Origin of the sequence: Paenibacillus sp. PastM-3, assembly GCF_029893965.1 — a bacterium.
Taxonomy (GTDB): domain Bacteria; phylum Bacillota; class Bacilli; order Paenibacillales; family Paenibacillaceae; genus Paenibacillus_AQ.
In genome coordinates this window covers 294,219-313,214 of the sequence record NZ_JARXXP010000003.1, presented here as the reverse complement: position 1 = coordinate 313,214, position 18,996 = coordinate 294,219, and the positions used below count along the sequence as shown (strand labels likewise).

21 protein-coding genes are annotated in these 18,996 nt (G+C 51.9%); 2 read left to right on the top strand and 19 right to left on the bottom strand.

Annotated elements, in window-relative coordinates; translation table 11 throughout:
- Positions 1 to 55: 55 nt before the first annotated feature.
- The 3 genes from M2108_RS08075 to M2108_RS08065 all read right to left on the bottom strand — a co-directional run bounded on the left by M2108_RS08075 (position 56) and on the right by M2108_RS08065 (position 3,273).
- A complete protein-coding gene (locus tag M2108_RS08075; protein ID WP_277468465.1) occupies positions 56 to 1,522 on the bottom strand; it encodes a carboxylesterase/lipase family protein in 1,467 nt (488 codons plus the stop codon).
- A 21-nt stretch (positions 1,523 to 1,543) separates the two neighbouring features.
- Positions 1,544 to 2,719, bottom strand: coding sequence for an AI-2E family transporter (locus M2108_RS08070; protein ID WP_277468466.1), 1,176 nt, complete (start codon positions 2,717 to 2,719; stop codon positions 1,544 to 1,546).
- A 194-nt stretch (positions 2,720 to 2,913) separates the two neighbouring features.
- Entirely contained in the window at positions 2,914 to 3,273 is a 360-nt protein-coding gene (locus M2108_RS08065) for a (2Fe-2S) ferredoxin domain-containing protein (RefSeq protein ID WP_277468467.1), read from the bottom strand.
- Positions 3,274 to 3,689: 416 nt separating this feature from the next.
- Between M2108_RS08065 and M2108_RS08060 the strand changes: the two genes are divergently transcribed.
- Both M2108_RS08060 and M2108_RS08055 read left to right on the top strand, forming a co-directional pair.
- Positions 3,690 to 4,757 (top strand): ABC transporter substrate-binding protein, encoded by a 1,068-nt coding sequence (locus M2108_RS08060; protein ID WP_346780774.1) that lies wholly within the window; start codon positions 3,690 to 3,692, stop codon positions 4,755 to 4,757.
- Between the two features lie 131 nt (positions 4,758 to 4,888).
- On the top strand, positions 4,889 to 5,116 hold the full coding sequence (locus tag M2108_RS08055) for a YczF family membrane protein (RefSeq protein WP_277468469.1): 228 nt from the start codon (positions 4,889 to 4,891) through the stop codon (positions 5,114 to 5,116).
- Between the two features lie 2 nt (positions 5,117 to 5,118).
- Here M2108_RS08055 and M2108_RS08050 read toward each other — a convergent pair whose 3' ends face one another.
- The 16 genes from M2108_RS08050 to M2108_RS07975 all read right to left on the bottom strand — a co-directional run bounded on the left by M2108_RS08050 (position 5,119) and on the right by M2108_RS07975 (position 18,983).
- Positions 5,119 to 6,216 carry a GerAB/ArcD/ProY family transporter gene (locus tag M2108_RS08050; RefSeq protein ID WP_277468470.1) on the bottom strand — a complete coding sequence of 366 codons (1,098 nt, stop codon included), beginning with the start codon at positions 6,214 to 6,216 and terminating at the stop codon, positions 5,119 to 5,121.
- Positions 6,217 to 6,245: 29 nt separating this feature from the next.
- Positions 6,246 to 7,451: a Ger(x)C family spore germination protein gene (locus M2108_RS08045; RefSeq protein WP_277468471.1), complete on the bottom strand. Its 1,206-nt coding sequence runs from the start codon at positions 7,449 to 7,451 to the stop codon at positions 6,246 to 6,248.
- A complete protein-coding gene (locus M2108_RS08040) occupies positions 7,441 to 9,000 on the bottom strand; it encodes a spore germination protein (RefSeq protein ID WP_277468472.1) in 1,560 nt (519 codons plus the stop codon). The genes M2108_RS08045 and M2108_RS08040 overlap by 11 nt, the downstream gene beginning before the upstream one ends.
- A 162-nt stretch (positions 9,001 to 9,162) precedes the next feature.
- Positions 9,163 to 10,203: an NAD(P)/FAD-dependent oxidoreductase gene (locus M2108_RS08035; RefSeq protein WP_277468760.1), complete on the bottom strand. Its 1,041-nt coding sequence runs from the start codon at positions 10,201 to 10,203 to the stop codon at positions 9,163 to 9,165.
- Between the two features lie 37 nt (positions 10,204 to 10,240).
- Positions 10,241 to 11,275 (bottom strand): FecCD family ABC transporter permease, encoded by a 1,035-nt coding sequence (locus M2108_RS08030; RefSeq protein WP_277468473.1) that lies wholly within the window; start codon positions 11,273 to 11,275, stop codon positions 10,241 to 10,243.
- Between the two features lie 2 nt (positions 11,276 to 11,277).
- Positions 11,278 to 12,336: a FecCD family ABC transporter permease gene (locus M2108_RS08025; protein WP_277468474.1), complete on the bottom strand. Its 1,059-nt coding sequence runs from the start codon at positions 12,334 to 12,336 to the stop codon at positions 11,278 to 11,280.
- A 206-nt stretch (positions 12,337 to 12,542) separates the two neighbouring features.
- The gene (locus tag M2108_RS08020; RefSeq protein ID WP_277468475.1) at positions 12,543 to 12,854 is read right to left on the bottom strand and encodes a hypothetical protein; all 312 of its coding nucleotides are present in this window, start codon (positions 12,852 to 12,854) and stop codon (positions 12,543 to 12,545) included.
- A gap of 111 nt (positions 12,855 to 12,965) precedes the next feature.
- Positions 12,966 to 13,202: a hypothetical protein gene (locus tag M2108_RS08015; RefSeq protein ID WP_277468477.1), complete on the bottom strand. Its 237-nt coding sequence runs from the start codon at positions 13,200 to 13,202 to the stop codon at positions 12,966 to 12,968.
- A 28-nt stretch (positions 13,203 to 13,230) separates the two neighbouring features.
- Positions 13,231 to 13,740, bottom strand: a complete 510-nt coding sequence (locus M2108_RS08010; protein WP_280776955.1) for a hypothetical protein — start codon at positions 13,738 to 13,740, stop codon at positions 13,231 to 13,233.
- A gap of 37 nt (positions 13,741 to 13,777) precedes the next feature.
- A complete protein-coding gene (locus M2108_RS08005; RefSeq protein WP_277506133.1) occupies positions 13,778 to 14,542 on the bottom strand; it encodes a metallophosphoesterase family protein in 765 nt (254 codons plus the stop codon).
- 28 nt (positions 14,543 to 14,570) lie between these two features.
- On the bottom strand, positions 14,571 to 16,154 hold the full coding sequence (locus M2108_RS08000) for a sigma-70 family RNA polymerase sigma factor (RefSeq protein WP_277468481.1): 1,584 nt from the start codon (positions 16,152 to 16,154) through the stop codon (positions 14,571 to 14,573).
- Between the two features lie 203 nt (positions 16,155 to 16,357).
- Complete coding sequence (locus M2108_RS07995) at positions 16,358 to 16,804, bottom strand: hypothetical protein (protein ID WP_277468482.1); 447 nt, start codon at positions 16,802 to 16,804, stop codon at positions 16,358 to 16,360.
- Positions 16,801 to 17,328: a hypothetical protein gene (locus M2108_RS07990; protein ID WP_277468483.1), complete on the bottom strand. Its 528-nt coding sequence runs from the start codon at positions 17,326 to 17,328 to the stop codon at positions 16,801 to 16,803. The genes M2108_RS07995 and M2108_RS07990 overlap by 4 nt, the downstream gene beginning before the upstream one ends.
- A gap of 401 nt (positions 17,329 to 17,729) precedes the next feature.
- Positions 17,730 to 18,185 (bottom strand): hypothetical protein, encoded by a 456-nt coding sequence (locus tag M2108_RS07985; RefSeq protein WP_277468484.1) that lies wholly within the window; start codon positions 18,183 to 18,185, stop codon positions 17,730 to 17,732.
- Between the two features lie 28 nt (positions 18,186 to 18,213).
- The gene (locus tag M2108_RS07980) at positions 18,214 to 18,462 is read right to left on the bottom strand and encodes a hypothetical protein (RefSeq protein ID WP_277468485.1); all 249 of its coding nucleotides are present in this window, start codon (positions 18,460 to 18,462) and stop codon (positions 18,214 to 18,216) included.
- 116 nt (positions 18,463 to 18,578) lie between these two features.
- Positions 18,579 to 18,983 carry an Imm10 family immunity protein gene (locus tag M2108_RS07975; protein ID WP_277468486.1) on the bottom strand — a complete coding sequence of 135 codons (405 nt, stop codon included), beginning with the start codon at positions 18,981 to 18,983 and terminating at the stop codon, positions 18,579 to 18,581.
- Between the last annotated feature and the right edge of the window lie 13 nt (positions 18,984 to 18,996).

The following is an 18,996-nucleotide window of genomic DNA, read 5'->3' as shown; positions in this document are numbered from 1 at the left end:
CCGCCAGGCATGGGCCTGGCGGCTTCCTCTTTCAATCCAATTTGGCGCTTCCGATTTACCGGGAAGCAGACAGGGCCGACAGCAGCCGCTTGCGCTTGTCCCGGTCGGGGTCGGTCTCCACATGGACGTCCTGCCCGAAGATCATCGTGTCCCGCCCGCCCTTAGAGTAAGCGGGCCAATGCCAGCCGTCTGCCTCCGGGCTGCGCCGGTGCGCAAAGGCTGTCCAGGCCGCCTGCATCCGCTCCGCAAGCGCCGCCATCTCAGGGCTGACGTGCACCCCATACTGATGCAGCAGGTCTATTGTATTAAAGACATAATAAATCTCTGCCCCATGGACAGCCTTGCCCAGCAGCGGATGGCCGGGAATGGTCCAGTCGAACCGGTACATCCAGACAGGAGCATGCGGCAGCTGCCGCTCGGCAAACGCGAGGGAGCTGTCCCAGAAATACAGATCCGTCAGTAACGCCGCCTGCCCTTCCCAGTTCTTGGGATAATGGCTGGCCAGCTCCGTCAGGTTATCCACACCCAGCATCAGCTCCAGTGCCTTCAGCGACTGGTCAAAGTCCATTCCTTCCCGGTCGCCCCGGAAGAAAAGATGGCCCTCATGCAGATTCGTTCCGATCATCAGCGGAATCCCGCCCGCTGCGCCGCCGGCCACCGCTTCCGCCGGCTCCACCGGCAGGGTCGCCGGATCAACAAGCGGCTGGAACAGCATGCTGAGCGAATCGCCGGACAGCTTGTAGGCCATCCGGGCGGCCGCAGCCAGAATGTCCTGCGCCGTCGAAGCCTGCAGCAGGTTCACGTCACCGCCCAGCTCATCCATGAACGCCGCAGCAATTTGCGCGCCCTGCTGCGGCTTCAATGTCTGCGCCGCGCCGCTCTGCATAATGGCGCCGGAGAACAGCCCCTTCGCGGCAGGCATTGCCAGCAGTGCCGCTATACTCATGCTGCCGGCTGACTCACCAAATACCGTCACCCGCTTGGGATCGCCGCCGAAGCCGGCTATATTATCCTGCACCCACTGCAGCGCAGCTATCTGGTCCAGCAGGCCCAGGTTGGACTCAAACGGGCCGAACGGTGACAGGTGCAGGAAGCCGAACGGCCCCAGCCGGTAATTGACAGTAACTACAATTACCTTGCCGGATTCAGCCATTTTTGCGCCGTTGAACATCGGCTGGCTGCCCGCTCCTGTCAGGAAGGTGCCGCCGTGAATCCAGACCATTACCGGCAGCGCTTCCTGCCCGCCTGCCGGTGCCCAGACGTTCAGATACAAGCAATCCTCCGAGAAGACGGGCTGTGTCCCGCCGAACCGGATGCTGTCCGAGCTTGGCGGCTGATGTGCGGCCGTCCCGAATTCCACAGCCTCCCTTACGGTATCCCAGGGCTCCGGCGGCTGGGGGGCACGGAAACGCAGCTCCCCGACAGGCGGTGCAGCAAACGGAATGCCGCGCCATACGTTTACTCCGCCGCTTGGCGCTCCCTGTACTTTTCCGTATATCGTATCCGCAACGGGTCTTGTCATTTGCTTCTCATCCTTTCAGGCCTACTTCTCGGCTTCTTCTTTTGCTGCTTCTACACGGTATAGCCCGGAACGGAACCGGAACCATTGAAAGATATGGGTAACGATAACTTTGAGCACGGCATATCCCGGAACAGCCAGAATAATACCGAGTACACCAAACATTTTCCCGGCAAAAATAATGACAAAAATGATCGTAATCGGATGAATCTTCAGCGACTTGCCCATGATCTGCGGCGAGATGAATTTGCCTTCAATAAGCTGGACAGCCGTCCAGACGAATATCATCTTCAGCAGCATAAAAGGCGAAGTAACCAGCGCTACAATCAACGCCGGTGTAATCGCGATGGCCGGACCCAGGTAAGGGACGACTGCCGTACAGGCAGCTACAATCGCCAGCACCAGCGAATACTCCAGCCCGATAATCAGATAGCCTATGTACAGCAGCGCACCAATACAGCAGCTGACGATAATCTGTCCCCGGATATAAGACGCCACCTGGCTGTTCATTTCCTTCATGACAAGGCGGGTCTGCGGCTGCAGGGCGTTCGGAATGAACCGCATCAGATAATCGGGCAGCCTTTTGCCGTCACGGAGCAGATAGAACAGGATGAACGGTGTCGTAACCACGGCCAGCACAATCTCGGTCAGCGCACCGACGAAACTGCCGACCCCATTCACGGCATTATTCAGAAACGAAGTGGCCCATGTGGTCGCTTTGTTCGTCAGATCCCCAAAATCAAGACTGGTACCGACCCCTACGTTTTCCTGGATCCGCCCGAACAGCTCACTGCCGGTCAGGTTAATAAATTCCTCCTGAATCTGGGCGCTGTATTTCGGGAAATTATCGATCAGGCCGACCAGCTGGGTGCGGATAATCGGAATTACCGTCAGCAGGATAAGCGTGACAATCCCCGCGATGGCCAGATACAGGATAACGATACCGTAGGCCCGTTTAATCTTGCTTCTTGTCTCCATGCGGTCTACCAGCGGATTCAGCAGATAATAGGCAATTCCCGACAACAGCAGCGGGGCAGCCACCGTATGCAGCAGCGTGGACACCGGCTTGAAAATAAACGGGACCTTGGAGAACACCAGAATGTTAATGCCGATCAGCAGAACAATCAATAAAGTCACAACAAATCGGTTATTCAGAAAAAATCTTTTAAACCGTTCAGGCCATACCTGCAGCCTCTCCATGAATACACTCCCCCCGCAACAAACCTTCATCTAATATTGTGATAAAATGCACTGATATAAGCATAGTCAACGCATGGCCTGCAAGTCAAATTTCAAGGGTGAAAATGGTTCTTGCTAATCAGCCGCGGTTTACTGTCTGAGCTGTGCTATGTATGGCATTCATTGCTACGCTCCATTATAGTGCCGCTACTCCGTTATTTTTTCTTTTTGCCCTTGGTGCCCTTGGATGAAGCCGCGGTGAGCTGCCCCTCATAAGTATAAACGATATTCTCCTCCAGCCGCTCCCCTTCCAGCAGCCTGCGTACAAGCGCTTTGCCCGATTTAGGCGTCATCTCCCGGTACCATACGCCGTCCGGATAGGAAATGACCACACAGGCATCGGAGCATCTGCCGTTGCAGCGGGTGACGGTCGTATGAATGAGGCTTCCGGCACCCTGTTTATCAATTTCGGCTTCGATCGCTTCAGCGACTTCTTCGCCTTTATTCTTTTTGCAGCTGCTGCCGTTGCAGATCAGCAGGTGGTTAACCGTCCCTTGCAGATTCCAGGTTGTCACAGGCAATCCCTCCTTATACTACTCCCTTTACCCTCATTGAGGATTACATTAAACTCTACGGTTCTGCCGGAGGATCGTCAATAGTCCAAAACCTTGGTATACTCTAATTGAGAATGATTATCACACAAGAGATGAGTGAATGTATGATGACCAGCCCGCACTTCGGCAGTCCGCCCCGCACGCCCCAAGCTTCCATTGGCCTTGCCGGATTATTGATCTTGCCGGTTTATCTGTAAGCAAGGGTACGGTTCCACCTCCCCCCTTCTCCATCCTGATGGTTGTAACCGGCGGCAGCGGTGTCATTGAAATAGAGGGCATCGAGCATGTAATTTCCGGCGGTACGATGCTGTGCTGCAGCTGCAGCCTCCCCCTCTCCCTGGAAGCCCAGTTTAATCTGCAGGGAGTATGGATTGAATATGCTGCTGTTTCATCTTCAGGGCAGGCACAGAGGCTGCTGGGTAACGGATGGGCAGCACGGCAACAAACGCAGTACCAAACGAACATACTGGATCCTTTATCCCCTGCTTTTAACGCTGGCCCTTGTGGCTTCAGCCTGCAGTAACAGCAGTACTAATGCAGGTACGGCTACTACAAAAAGCAATACAGCAAGCAGCGCTCCGGCCTCTGCGTCTCCGCAGCCGGAAGCCACCACTGCACCTGCAGCCGTCAAAACCGTCACCACCGTCAACGGCGAAATTGAAATTCCGGCAGAGCCGAAACGGATTGTGGCTGAAGAGTACCTCGGAAGCCTGATTGCCCTGGGCACTATACCGGTCGGAGCCCCGGGCTTGACCCTGGAAAATGTCTATTTTAAAGAAGCGCTTGCCGGTGTTTCAGATACCGGAACCTACGGGAAGATGTCTCCGGAGAATATTATTGCACTGGAGCCTGATCTGATTATCTCCGGTATGGCTGACAGCTATGAAACGCTCAGCCAGATTGCACCGACAGTCATTGTACCTTACGGTGAGCTGAAGAATGCCCATGAGGAGCTGACTTACTTCGGTAAGTTGTTGGGCAAGGAGCAGGAAGCCAAAGACTGGCTGGATGATTATGACAAGCGTATTGCCGCAGCCAAAGCCAAAGTGGATGCTGCCATCCCGGCTGAAGCTACCTTTAGCATTCTGGAGCATACCGACAAGTCCACCTGGGCTTACGGGGACAACTTTGGACGCGGCAGACAGGCAGTCTACCAGGCACTTGGACGCAAACCTCCGACAGCAGTGGCAGATGTGATTATGGAGAAGCAGTGGGCAGAGATTTCTAACGAGATGCTGCCCAGCTATGCCGGAGATTATCTCATTGTAACTGACAACAACCAAGCGCTTGAGGATTTCAGCAATGATCCGATTTGGGGCAGTCTGCCCGCAGTGAAGAATGGCCATATTTACGTATGGAAAGAGGAGCGTTCGTGGTATTACGATCCGATTGCCGTTCTCTCGCAGACAGAGGAGCTGGCGGACTGGCTTACTTCAGGACAATAATTCAGTATGGCTGACGGGTCTTCTTGCCCGCCGGCCTTTTTTTGACTACCTTATACAGGAAACGGGGATAATACCTTTAGTTTCCGCCCCGGCGGAAACCTTGAATCGCAGGAAACAGGAGGATCAAAGGTATGAAAATCATTGGAGTCTATATGGTGCTTGCCCTGCTGACACTGGGAATGATTGTTAGCGTGGATGTCATCGGAGGGACCAGCTTCCACAGGTCGCTGCAATCAGTTACTTCCGCATTTGCCACGACGACCTTTCAGGAAGCCTGCTGTATGATTGGGTTCGCTGGCCTACCCGTCTTTTTTGCGGCTGCAGATCTGTTCAAACCCCGCAAGTCACGCCGTAAATAACCCTACCGGTACCAGCCGAACCTGCGCCGGACCCGGTGCACAACGAACAGCAGAATGGGAATGACTGCGCACAGGAAGGGCAGGATATTCTCCAGAAATACCTTTCCGTCATTCATATGGACAGGGTAATTCTCCGCGCTGACAAATGAGCTGAAGAGCACCACCGAGCCTACAGGAATAACCAGCTTCCGGGGCTCCTTGACATGAAACAAATCCGCCGTGATTGATACCGCCGCATAGCAGTAGATGGACATTTTGAAAAAGACCCCGATGATCAGCGTCAGGATTACAAGCGCATCGAGCCTCTGCAAAAAATTGGCTACATTGACCAGTGAAATCGTCGTGAACATCGGAAAGGTAGTGCGGCTGTATATATCCGGGCCCAGCACCGACATTTCAATCGCATGTGTAATGCTGAGCAGCAGGGCACTCAGGGTAATGGCACCCGCACCGGTTCTGCCGACTTTATTCCTTGCTTTGAAATGGGGCAGAACAGCAGTAAAGCACACCAGCTCCCCATAAGGAAAAATCCAGATATTCGGATACGCCGACTTGTACACCTCAACCCATTCGCCCGGATGTACAGGAAACAGGTTTTTAAACTGGACCAGACCGGCAATGATCACAACGAAGTTCGAAATCATTCCCATAATTACAATCAGCCAGAAGTAAATTTCCGAGGTTCTTGAAAAGACCTCAATGCCCTGATACAGGATGTACATTACAGCAATGATCATAATGGAGTTGATGATAAAAATCGGTGTCCGGTCATACGAAGAGGAGATCAGCAGATCGCCCGCCTCCCGCAAGTTTCTGCCTCCGTTGTAAGTCAGTACCGGCAGATACAGCAGGCTGAGCGGCCAGCCGATCCATTTCCCGAGAATTTTCCGGGTATACCCGCTGATTACGAGATCCGGGAACTGGCGGTACAGGTAAGCATAGAGCATAAACAGCAGAATACCGCCAGGAAGCGCCACCAGGATGGAGATCCATACCGAATGACCGCTCTCCAGGCCGATGGGGACAACAACCGCTGTTCCCAGTTCAAACAGAACGATCATGGCAAACAATTGAAACGGACCAATGACTTCCTTTCGCATAAAATGGACCCCCGTTCCTTAACCGACGTTTATTTTTTGGCTGGAATATACGGCTTTAGCCGCATTCCTGTACTGCGGATGAAGGCTTCCGCCCGGAGATCAAGCTCCCCTTCGGCAAAAGCAGAACTCCAGTCCTGCTTCACCTTTTCCCATTGATCAGGATGGATACGCTTCAATTCGTTGCCCAGATTAAAAATATCCGTCTTCATTTTCTGTGCAGTCTCAAACGCCTGCCTGACTTCAGCCGCTGTCTTCTCTTCAATGCTTTCTTCAAGTGCCCTCAGTACCTCATCCTTGCTTAAGTCGACGAAACCCCCAGTCTCATTAATAATGCCTTCTTCCGTTATATGAACATGGAACACCGGCTTGCCGTCTTGCAGTTCCACCTTCACCCTTGTCTTGGAGTAAAAAATGTTAACGGCAATATCCTCCTCCGTATCCGGAGAGTCCACATTGACATTGGTCTCATTTAGCTTATCAAGCATCCACTGAGTACCTCTGGATTCCATTCCGTTCAGCCAGCCAATCAGTTTCCCTTCCTTAAAAACGCCTAATCCGCTCATAATCGATCCAACCATAGGGTCAGACTGCTCCAGGCTGCTCTTCTTCTCCCCTTCTGCCGCATTTCCGACAATTTGTACCCCGTTGACGGTAAAATCGCTTGCCCCGGTTATCCCGTTAATCACTTCAAACACAGTAACCCTGCGGTTCTCGCCCCATACCTGGGACGTATTCTGCATCTTCTTCAGCAGACCCATGGATGGCGATGTTTCAAGCGTTGTCAGCAGTTTAAGAACGGAAGCCGCATCCGAACCCTTGGCGACCAGCACCGCTGAATTCAGCCGCAGCTCATGCGACCGTTCGAAAATATCAAAGATACTGGTTACTCCTTTCCTGGCCAATGACTCCCCGATGATCACCAGCTGGGTATGGGCAAAAAACAGCTGGCGGGTGGCCCGTCTTGACGCTTTGCGGAGGGCTCCAAAGATCGTGCGGTCGGTTGCCGTAACAATGACGATCGGCGGCTGATTGCTGGTGGAGCCCATTGTCTGTGAAGATGAAGACGGGTTAATAATCTGGAAGGTCACCCGGTATCCCGGCTTGCCGTCCAGGCTGTCAATGCCGATTCCGCTGACGATGGCCAGCTCATTCAGCTCCCGGCTGTTCCAGCAGCCGCTCAGCACCAGGGAGCAGCTGATACAGACCGCAAGCAGCAATGCCAGCCTACTTTTCATGTCGGCTGCCCTGGCTGGTCTGAACGGCGGCTCCCGGCGCTTCATCATTTTTCAGAAGACGGCGGCGGGTCTTCATGAAATGCAGCGGTGTCCGCAGGAAAATATCCTTCTGGTCCCCCGGCGCAAAGGGAGCAAGCGGCGACATATAGGGCACACCCATGGAACGGAGGCTGCATAGATGGGCAACCAGTATAAGCCCGACAATGGCAATTCCGTACAGCCCTATATAGGCTGCCACAAAGGTAATAACAAAGCGGAGAATGCGGATGGACAGGGCCATATTGAAGGCAGGAGTCGCAAAGCTGGAAATTCCCGTAAGGGAGACAACAATGACCATCGCCGGAGAGACGATCCCCGCCTGGACAGCCGCCTGTCCCAGGACAAGACCGCCGATAATCGAGACGGTCTGGCCGATCTGCGAAGGCATCCGGATACCGGCTTCACGGATGATTTCAAAAGTGACCTCCAGCAGCAGTACCTCAACAACAACCGGGAACGGCACCCCTTCACGCTGCGAGGCAAAATTAATCAGAAGCGGCGTCGGGATCATCTCCTGATGAAAATTAAGCGCGGCAACAAAAATCGCCGGACCGAACAGTGACACCAGCAGGCATACAAAGCGGAGCACCCGGATGACTGAAGTAATATCATAGCGCTGGTAATAGTCCTCGACAGTATGAAAGAACATAAAAAAAGTAGCTGGAAGAATCAGCACAAACGGAGTGCCGTCCACAAAAATGGCAATTCTCCCCTCCAGCAGATTTCCGGCTACACTATCCGGGCGTTCGGTATTGTACAGCGTAGGGAACGGCGAGTAATTATTCTCTTCTATCAGCTGTTCAATATATCCGGATTCCAGGATGGAATCGACATGGATGTCTGCCAGCTTTGCGCGGATCTGCTGCAGCGTCTCTTCCTTGGCCAGGCCATGAATATGGGCAATGGATACATCCGTTTTGGTTACCGATCCCATCGTCAGCGTCTCAATCCAGAGATTCGGGTTTTTAATCCGTTTACGCACCAGCGCTATATTCGTCCCCAGCGACTCGGTGAAGCTCTCTTTGGGCCCGCGGATATTGACCTGGGTCGATGCTTCAGTAACGGACCGGCCTTCACCGCCGCTTGTGGTCACGCTGATGCCCTTATCCACCTTGTCAAAAAGAATGATGGTATCTCCGGACATCAAGGCTTCCAGCAAGCTGTTCTGGTCTTCTACCACCTTTTCTTTACCGATGCTCAGCGCTTTTTCCTTGGCAAAGATAAAGAGGTCCCAGGCAGAAGGAGCCTTCTCCTTAATTTCTTCAAACGACAGGGCATGAGTGACATACTCGTCTACAAGCTCTTTATCTACAAGCCCATTTATATACAAAACGGCAACATGATTGTCATGATTGAGAGTCTCATACTTACGTACATTCAAATCCGGGCTGTTGCCGAGCCTTTCATGGATTTGCTTGAGAGTGTCCTCAAGATGCGTGAAGAGGGGCGGACTCTCCTCTCCGCTGCTTTTGATCTCTCCCGGACTGGATTGTGTTTGTTGTTTAGGCATGCTCAGCACCTCCCTGCTTACTATTCGCCTGGTAGACTCTTTTTATGCAGCTTATGGAATGAGCGGGAGGGTATGGAGACCCCGAAAACATCAAAAAAGCTGCCTGCCCGCAGAATACCTGCAGGCTGACAGCCAGGATGGTTTCTATTCTGTTATTGTCTGCTAGTGGTCGTCAATTACGCCCAACGCTTTATTTTTCTCTTTGAACCGGTCATTATGGGAAGACACATAGGCGTATTTGGGAGCATCCGGGTCCATAAACAGCTTGGCGCTGTTCAGCGCCAGCACCGCATCGGTAAATGTCCCGGCGATCAGGCGGACTTTACTGTCATAATCAACGAAATCTCCGGCGGCAAAAATACCGGGCAGATTCGTCTCAAGCTTGGGACTGACCTTGGCCCACCATTCCCCCATCTCCAGCCCCCAGTCGCTCAGCGGGCCGAAATCCGATTTTAGCCCATGATTCACAATGACCGCATCTACAGTGAACTGCTCGCTCTCGCCGGAGTCGACATGAGCAATCGTTACCTGGTCGATCTTTTCGCCGTTGCTGCTGTGCAGCTGGCTCACTGTATACGGTGTGCGTACCTTGACCGACGATGCCTTCATGCGGGAAATGTTCTTCTCATGTCCGCCAAACTGGTCTCTTCTATGAACAATTGTAACGCTGGCTGCGATGCTCTCCAGCTCATTCGCCCAGTCTACCGCCGAGTCACCGCCCCCGGAGATCAGCACATGCTTGCCGCGGAACGGCTCCAGCTCCTGCACGGTATAATGAAGGTTGGTTACCTCGTAACGGTCGGCTCCCTCAATCTCCAGCTTGGCCATCTGCAGAATCCCGTAACCGATGGCCAGAATGACTGTCCGTGTCCAGTGCTGCTCGCCTGTAGCCGAGGTCAGTATAAACGTACCATCCTCCTGGCGCACCTGCTTGATGATCTGCTGCCCGAGCACAATAGTCGGTTCGAACGTGCGGGCCTGCTCCTCCAGCCGCTTGATCAGATCACCGCAGAGGGTCGGTGTCACACCGCCCACATCCCAGATCATTTTCTCGGGATAGATCCGCATTCGTCCGCCAAGCTCTTCTTTGGCTTCGATCAGCTTCGTCTTGAGATCTCTCATCCCGCTATAAAAAGCCGTATACATCCCGGCAGGTCCCCCGCCGATTATTGTCACGTCGTATAATTCCAGATCCTGATCAATCATGTTATCCCCTCCGGTTGAATGATAGCCGAGCAGCCTATGACTTCGTACGTGCCAGCAGATACAAAAAATAAGGTGCGCCGATGACGGCGACTACGATGCCAGTCGGAATCTCCGACGGCTGCAGGATCCAGCGGCCGATCGTATCGGCCGTAATCACCAGCAGAGCGCCCAGCAAAGCTGAGGCCGGCAGCATCAGCTGATGCCTCGGCCCAACCAGCCGCCGCGCCAGATGCGGCCCGACGAGGCCGACGAAGCCGATCCCGCCGCTGACGGCAACGCTGGCAGCAGCCAGGCCGACGGCTGCAGCCAGCAGCTTGAACTGCTCTTTATTGACGTTAGCTCCCAGGCCGACCGCTGTCTGCTCTCCCAGGTTGAGCACATTCATTACCCGCGCCTTGTAGATGACGTAAGGTACCAGGATGACAATCCAGGGCAGCAGTGATAATACAAACTTCCAGCTGGTTCCCCAGATGCTGCCCGCCAGCCAGGTCGCGACAAACTGATATTTGTCAGGATCAAGGCGCAGCGTGAGTACAATCATCGCGGCGCTGATCCCGGCGGCAACGGCGACACCGGTCAGCAGCAGGCGGATCGGCTTGATGCCCTCATGCCGCTTGTAGGCCAGCGCATAGATCAGGGCGGCAGTCAGGCCGGCTCCGGCAAACGCAATGACCGGGAGAAAATAAACCGGAGCTGCATTGGTTGTCGGATAGAAGGAAATCATCAGCATAACCATCAGCCCGGCCCCGGCATTGATGCCGAGAATACCGGGATCAGCCAGGTCGTTGCGGAAGACGCCCTGCATAACTGCTCCGGAAACAGCCAGCCCGGCTCCGATCAGCAGAGAGATGACAATGCGCGGCAGCCGGAAATCAAACAGAATCAGCTGCTGCTTGTCCGTTCCCTTGCCCAGCATCGTATTTAACAGCTCCAGAGGTGTTAATCGTATGTATCCCGTATTCACACTAATAATAAAAGCAATAATAATAAGTACAGCTATTGCTGCCAGAATTCTCAGCTCGCGTCTGCGTCTTGCCGATTCGTAGGACGGTACGGTTGTTCTCTGCATGACTACAGCTCCCTTCTTTCCTTACGGGCCAGATACAGGAAGAAAGGTACGCCGATCAGGGCGATTATGGCACCGAATGGGGTCTCATGCTTGGGAATAATCATTCTTGCCGTCAGATCGGCGAAGATCGCCAGCAGACTACCGAGCACTGCCGAGCAGGGAATAATCCATTTGTAATCCACACCGACCAGATAACGCGTCAGATGGGGGATAATCAAGCCAATAAAGCCTACCGCCCCGACCACTGATACTGAAGCTCCGGCCAGAATCAGCACGATTAATGCCCCTGCCAGCTTGACCAGCCCTGTACGCTGTCCAAGCCCTCTGGCGACATCTTCACCGAGACTGAGCATGGAGATGGATCTGGACAGGACGATTGCTCCGATAACCGCTCCGCTGATCCACGGGAACATGATCTTGAGCTGAAACCATTTGGTTCCCGCCACCCCGCCTGCATACCAGAAGGCCAGGTCTTGTCCGATGTTAAAATATAACGCGATCCCTTCACTGAGCGCCGAGAGCAGCGCACTGAAGGCCGCACCGGCCAGCACCAGCCTGGCCGGAGTCAGTCCGCCCCGGGACAGGGAGCCAATCCCGTAGACAATTCCCGCCCCCATTCCTGCGCCAATAAAGGAATACAGGATCAGATACATAAACGGAAGCTGCGGGAAAAAGGCAAAACATACCGCCAGCGCGAACCCGGCACCGGAGTTAATTCCCATAAGCCCCGAGTCCGCAAGCGGATTGCGGGTCATCCCCTGCATGATAGCGCCCGCAACGGCAAAGCTTGCACCGACCATCGCGGCGCCGAGCACCCGGGGCATCCGCAGCTCGCGGATAATCTGATGATCCGTCAGATCTGGATTAAAATGAAATACAGCGGCCCATACCACGGACAGCCTGATATCCGCCGCTCCAAACGACACTGAAACTGCAATGCCGAATACCAGGGCAATCAGACCGCATATCAAAATCAGCGTTGCCGCCCACGGGCGTGAACGAAACTTCACAGGATCCGCAGTCCGGGTCTGCCCTTTGCCGGCAGCTGCCTGTTGATTCATGAATCTCTCACCCATTCTCTTGAAATTGATTCTCATTATCATTATAGTATTGTAAGATAGATTACCATGGTTTGGCAATGGACAAATCCAAATGTCTTCCAAAAAAAATCTATTGCCAGCGTTTTTTTCTGCCGCTCAGCATGCGGAAAAGCCCCGTTTGTTCTCTGACGCAGCAGAGAATAACGGGGCACTGTAAAGCGCGGACCTTATACATTTTGCAGAGCACCGCTGAATATTTTGCGGATCATCCCCTGCAGTTTGCCGATATGCGGGACAAAGGGGCTTTTATCATACACATAATTGGACTGGGTTACCAGCTGCGAATAGACCAGAAACAGCTGAGCAGCCAGCTGCCGGTCAATCTGCTGCTCCTGCCTGATCACGATCTCTACTTCCTCAAGCACAGTATACAGCCTGGCAAAAGCCGACTCATTGATCATTTTGCGGCGCAGCGGTTCCATAATATCGATTACAAGAACATCGACGGACAGCATAAGAGCCTGAAGCTTCTCATCCATACGCAAGCCTCCTGCTGCAGTAGAGTAGATGATGACTTCTACCATTCTATGTACGCTGTGGCCCGGGCAGACCTTTGCCCTTCCCCTGCTCCGTCTGCCATGAACTGTCCGTTACCGTGTATATTCTTCGTACTCCTCCCTGTCGCTGCGTCGGCTGCCTGTGTATCCGTTATACATATATTCGTCATTCTTCAATTTATAAATGGCCCCCATACCGCCAAACACAAACAGCAGCAGAATCATAAGCCTGAAGGCATAAGTAAACGCACCGATATAAAAGCAGACCCCGATGGATACGATGAGCAGAACCAGCAGTCCGAGCCCGATACGGGACAGTATTTTTTTCATCAACAACCTCCGTTTATAGGTTACAAGCTTACTTCATGAAAAACCGTACAAGCCTGCGGCAGCTTTTCTTTGCCAGAATCAAAAAGCACCATAAGATAAGCATCATGACAATTATAGTGATTTGACTCCAATCCAATCCTTCAGCTACTCCATAAAAAAGAACCGCTATCCCGGCCAAAATATAAACCGTTAAAGGAACCAGCACCATAGTCAGCACGAAATGCAGCGCATAATAAACGATATGCTGAAGCTGGTCCGCTGCCAGTGAGAGCTCCTGCTGCTTATCTGCAATCCTTGCGCTTAATTTCCCGCTCAGCACCACTATAACAATACCGCTCAACAAAGTAAGTACTGCTGTAACCAAATCTTCTATTTTTGCCATTACCAGCAGCTGAAGATAAACTTCAAGACTAAGGAAATAGGCCCCATAGCTTAGAATATCAAGAAATCCCGTTACGAATAAATAGACTCCGTAGATCCTGTAGCAGATCTTTAACACACTAAAATATGTAATATTGCCTGTCGCCGGATTGTCCATGCTCATCTCCTTATTTTGCAAGTCGGGTTACACTTATTCAGCTGCTCTCACCGAGGCGCACATTGTAGCTCTTATACCCTTCCTCACCAATCTCCAGGCAGTTCAGCTGTTCGCCGTAGGCGCAGCCGCCGTCTATGCCGATTTTGTCGCCGTGCGGGCTGAACCAGATGCCGGGATCGTGCTGGAATTCGAAGGTTGGGGTGTGGCCGAACACAACGGTTTTGCCGGTACTCGTTACCGGATGGTTGTAGAACGGCTCCCTGATCCAGATAAAATCATAATCCTTCTGCGTTCTCCAGTCCGCCAGCGCCGGATCGATCCCCGCATGCACGAACAGATGGTCCTCCGTCTCATGATACAGCGGCAGCGAGCTCAAAAAATCCAGATGATGCTTGTACACCTGCCTGATCCAGTGCTTGATCCGGATATACTCCGCCCAGCCCAGGTCATACTGCACAAAATCCGCATCTGCCCCTACGTAGCTAGCCAGCGTATAAAACCCGCCGTTGTTCAGCCAATGCAGGTCGAGCTTGTCCTCATCGTCGCTGAGCAGCGCGTCACAGGCCATTTTGTCGTGGTTACCCTTCAAGACAACCGCTCCATATTCCGCATGGAGGGACATCACCTGATCCACTATGGCCTTGCTGTTCGGCCCCCGGTCCACATAATCGCCGATAAGCGCAAGCTTGTCCCGCCCCGGGTTATAGTCCGCTTTTCGCAAAAGCGCGTTAAATTCCCGGTAACAGCCATGAATATCGCTGATCACTAAGGTTCTGATGATCTTCCACTCCTTTCCAATCATTATCAGAACCTTATTATAGCATCAAAAGCTACATACGCACGGGTCTTTGCGCCAGGCTGTCCCACCGCCAAGGTTCCGAATGGCCATGCAGATGCAGTCCGCCGTACCACACATCAATCCCCTGTGAAGCCACCCGGTCCTCTATACCGTCCAGCACCTGTTCGCCCAGCGTTGTTGCTGTTACTTTGCAATTCAGAAAATCCGGCACCTGCCGGAAATCCCAGTTGGCTGCAGCAGCCGCACCGTCAATTTGGATTAGCGGGTTCGCACCTTGTACCATCCCCCGCAAATAGAGCCAGTATTCCAGATCGCCTATCCCTAGCACATGCAGCTCGTCAGACACTTGCCGGAACAGTTTCATCGGTGTGTCGGCTCCGCCGCGCACCTTGAGCAAGGTCGTTTGCTCCACGATGCCAAGCCCGTTCTCCACCGAAGGCAGGCGCGACAAATGAGCCTGGAATGCTGCATAGGCAAAAGGGAGAGCAGATGCCTGCAGCTCTTCTTCTCTTAGCTCGAGCAGATCAGCCATGTGCTCAGGGGATGATGCAGCATAGGCCTGCCACAGCTCGCTGCCCAGCTCCAGCTCCTTAGGCCCGATGCTCCGCCATGTTCCATTCAACGTACTGAGCTGCTCCCGAGTCAGCTGGCCCAGCCCGTGAAACAGCTCGATTCCGGGAAATTCCCCGATGCAGAGCAGGCTGAGTCTGGTGCGGCCAAGTCTCTGCCCCTTGAACCAGTGCAGCAGGCAGGCCAGCATACTCTGGTCGAACAGATCATGCTCAAACCAGAGCACCACTTCCTCATAGCGGCTGTAGCCGCGCAGCTGCTCCTCCTGCTCCGCACAGCCTGCCATATATTCTGTTGACGGGATACCCATGGACTGTTCGAGTATTTTGGCGCGGAAAGCACGCTCCTGTTCACCTACAGGATTCACAAAATTCGGCCCGGCCGAATATACCTCCCGCCAAACCAGCACATCCCCCTGCACGATGCCCTGCTTCAGCATATTCCCCACACTGTCTCCGTTCACGATATGGAGCATATTCCTGCCTCCTTCATATAAGCTATTGAACACGGAAGCCAGGTCGATGACAGGAAGTGCTCCGCGGAGCTTGCGCCGTGCGTCGAAGAGCCGCTTTTTGAGCGCGGATTGCGGAATGTCCAGATAAGCGGAAATTTCCTGGAGGGAATAGCCGTAGAAATAGAACAGCTGCAGCGGCACCCGCAGCCGGTCGCTCAGCGCCGCCACCGATTGCTGCAGAATGCGTGCGCCTTCGTTTTGCTCGGCAAGCTCGGCTACTGTCTGTGACCCATCCGTAAGATGGGATGCCTCTTCCAGTGGAAGACTGGCATACCGTTTACGCCGCAGCGCCCGCTGGCACTGTCTGACGACAATCGTCTTGAACCATCCCGGGAATGCTGCCGGCTGTTCAAGCCTGCCGATATGCGTATAAGCTTCCAGGAACGCCTCCTGCACGGCATCCTCCGCCAGATGCACATCCCTCAGCCTGTCATACGCCACCGCAAACGCCATCCCGCGAAAATGCGTAACCAGCCGCCCGAACGCTTCCGTATCCCCTTGCTGTGCTTCCTCAATCCACCGCGTTTCCATGCCTGCCGGACCTCTTTTCACATGTTCTTATCTATAAGTGCCGTTTAGGGGGTAAAAGGTTACCTTGTATTTGCCCTGCATCTGAAAGCAGCTGCTTCTTTGCGAAATGTTTTTCTGGAAAAGAGGGTCTCTAACCCGGCTACATGCTCCGGATCAATCCGGTCAGCCTTCTGTTAGAATCGTTTCGTCCATACGCGCCTCCCTTACTTCTCTCCTTCAAAAATCTCCCTAACCTGCCGCTCCAGCTCGGACTCCTCTTCCCCTAAATCTTTAGCTGTGACCATGTACACATTATTATGTACGATCTCCACAACCTCTGCGTCAAAATAAGCTTCTTCAAACCGTTCAAGCAAAGCCTCCCGCTCATCGGCCAATTCCTGCGCATTCTCAAACTCGTACACATGCAGGGTCTGGTAGGTAAGAGGGAAAATAAAGGTTACTTGTGCGTTCGCAGTTTCACTAATGATTGCGGCAGGAGTCGCAGCACTTGCTTCAGTAAAAATAAGTTTGTGTTCATCCAGCAGCTTGGTGACATCGCTCAGGCTCATCCGTTCCTCCTTGGCGGATTGTTGGTTTTGGTTGGATTGACAGGCGGTTAGCAAGAATAGAGTCAGAACAAGCGCGCTGAAGGTGATGAATGCTTTTTTCACAGTGGTATTTCTTCCTCCCTTTCTACTAGATCTGGTCCTTCAAAATATTTAATACACAGAGTGTTATTTACGATATCCGCCTGATACACTGCATTCGAGGCAACAGCCGTCATAGAGAAATTCCGGATGAATTCCCTGTACATTTTAGAGGCATCAAAGATATCTTGATAGATCAATCTTCGTTCATCATCTACATACAAAATATTAGTATCCTCAATCAGAATCGGATTATAGTAAACATCTGAAATCCGCATATTCTCTGTATCGAAATAAAACACATAGCGGTTAGGATTGCCCAGACTTTGTGTAATCTGAATTAGATGAGAGCCCAGAAGTTCGGTCGTCGGTTCTACCGGATACTCTGCTTCAAAAATGGGTTGGTGTGTTTTATTGAATAGCACTAAAAAATAGTTGTTTTCATTTATTTTTCTGATATGAATGCTCTCACTCTCAAATCCAAAGGATGTGCATAAATAGATAATTACTAAGGCTGCTGATACTTTTAGAAGGTTATGAATCTTCATTATCTTCCTCTTATGAGTTATTTTTGCGCAATGTCTAATTATAATGCCCTACACTCCAATTAATGGCGATATATCAATTGAATAGGTCAGCAGAAGCTGATAAAACAAAGCAAAAGTAAACAGAAGCAGCATGGAGACAAATATGTATTTTAAGATAAGGAGCTTAGCAGCGTATAGAGGCATTTTTTTAACAGAGATATTATATAAGCTGTTTCCAGCAATCATCATAAAGCATAACGGGATCAGTTTAACAGGAAGCAGGTAATACCATTGAGGAACGCCCGTGACCCATATGGATATGCAAAATCCGCATATATACACCGGAACGTAATATTTAAGTCTCTCCTTAATTCCCTACACCTCCGATATTCCTAACTATGTGTAAACTGTACCTCATGATATTACCGCTCCACATCGAAATAAAGAACATTCTGCTTCTGGTCAAAATAAAAATGGCCCGTGTAGCTGGAACTCTTAATATAGGCATCAAAATCATCGCTGCTGCTCCAATGCTGAAGCTTGCCTTTAAAATCATACTGAAGTTTAGGAATGATCAGCTCGTTCTCCCAGGCATAGTCCTGTTTCAGCGCTGCAGCGGCAGCTTGGCTCAAAAACACATAGCCCCGCATCCAATAATTAGTCGGCCCAAAATCACCGCCGATGGTGCTTCCTCTCCAATAGACTTTATCAATGCCTGTCAGATTGGGGAAGCGCTCGCTGATCGGTTTGATATCGGTCCGATAGCTTATTTCGGCTTGGCCTGAAGAATACCCGGAGTACAGTGAAATACCGATAAGCAGAACAAGGATTACACTTAATGAGAGCAGCTTTTGCATCGTGTGAACTTTTATATTCACTTTCTCTGCCTCCTTTTATTCGAATCGGTTATGCCCCACCATCAATATCGTGTATTAGACTAAGCAGCATCCCCCTGACGCGAGGCTCCTCTAATAAAAGCCAAAAATTAACCTCATCATATCCGCTGACAGTTGCTTCAATTAACAAGCCTTTATGTATACTGCGATGCCCGGCATGTGCAGCACATTCGTCATAGTCAGCAAGTCCAAGGGCCTTAGTATGCGGAATGCTTACAATAACTCCATGCGGATATAACACTTCTAAATAGCCAATCACTTTGGTGCCCCGTGGAAAGGTACGTTTGGTTTCGAGCCAATCCGGCAGCTGCTCCTTGATCAGTTCATCCCAGACTGCCTACCATTTTTGCCCGTCTGAATCGTACAGAAAGTAGATCATGCCAAGCCCGCTTCAGCGTCTATTTCAAGCAACTCTCCAAACATCTGCTCAAAAAGTTCTCTACGCTCATCTAATTTAAGTGCTCTTGGATCAAAATTAACCCGCACCACCGCTGCTTCACAGTCCAAGGCTTCAACAGCTTCTTCGTCCAAAGAAATTTCGATTGAGCCTGGTTTAAGCAGCACTTTTTCGATTCCGCCATATAGTGACTGGGAGTCATCGTTGTAAGTAATATGGATTTTATCAAAACCCAGCTTCAAGTCTTGTTCGTCCGGATGCATTGTTTTTTGGAGGAGAATATACTCTTGCGGATCAAACTGATCGTCAGCGAAGCCTATCATTAGAACATCATTCTCATCATCAGCCTGTGCATATATAAAACTTGCAGTAAATGTGCTCATCCTCGCCGCCTCC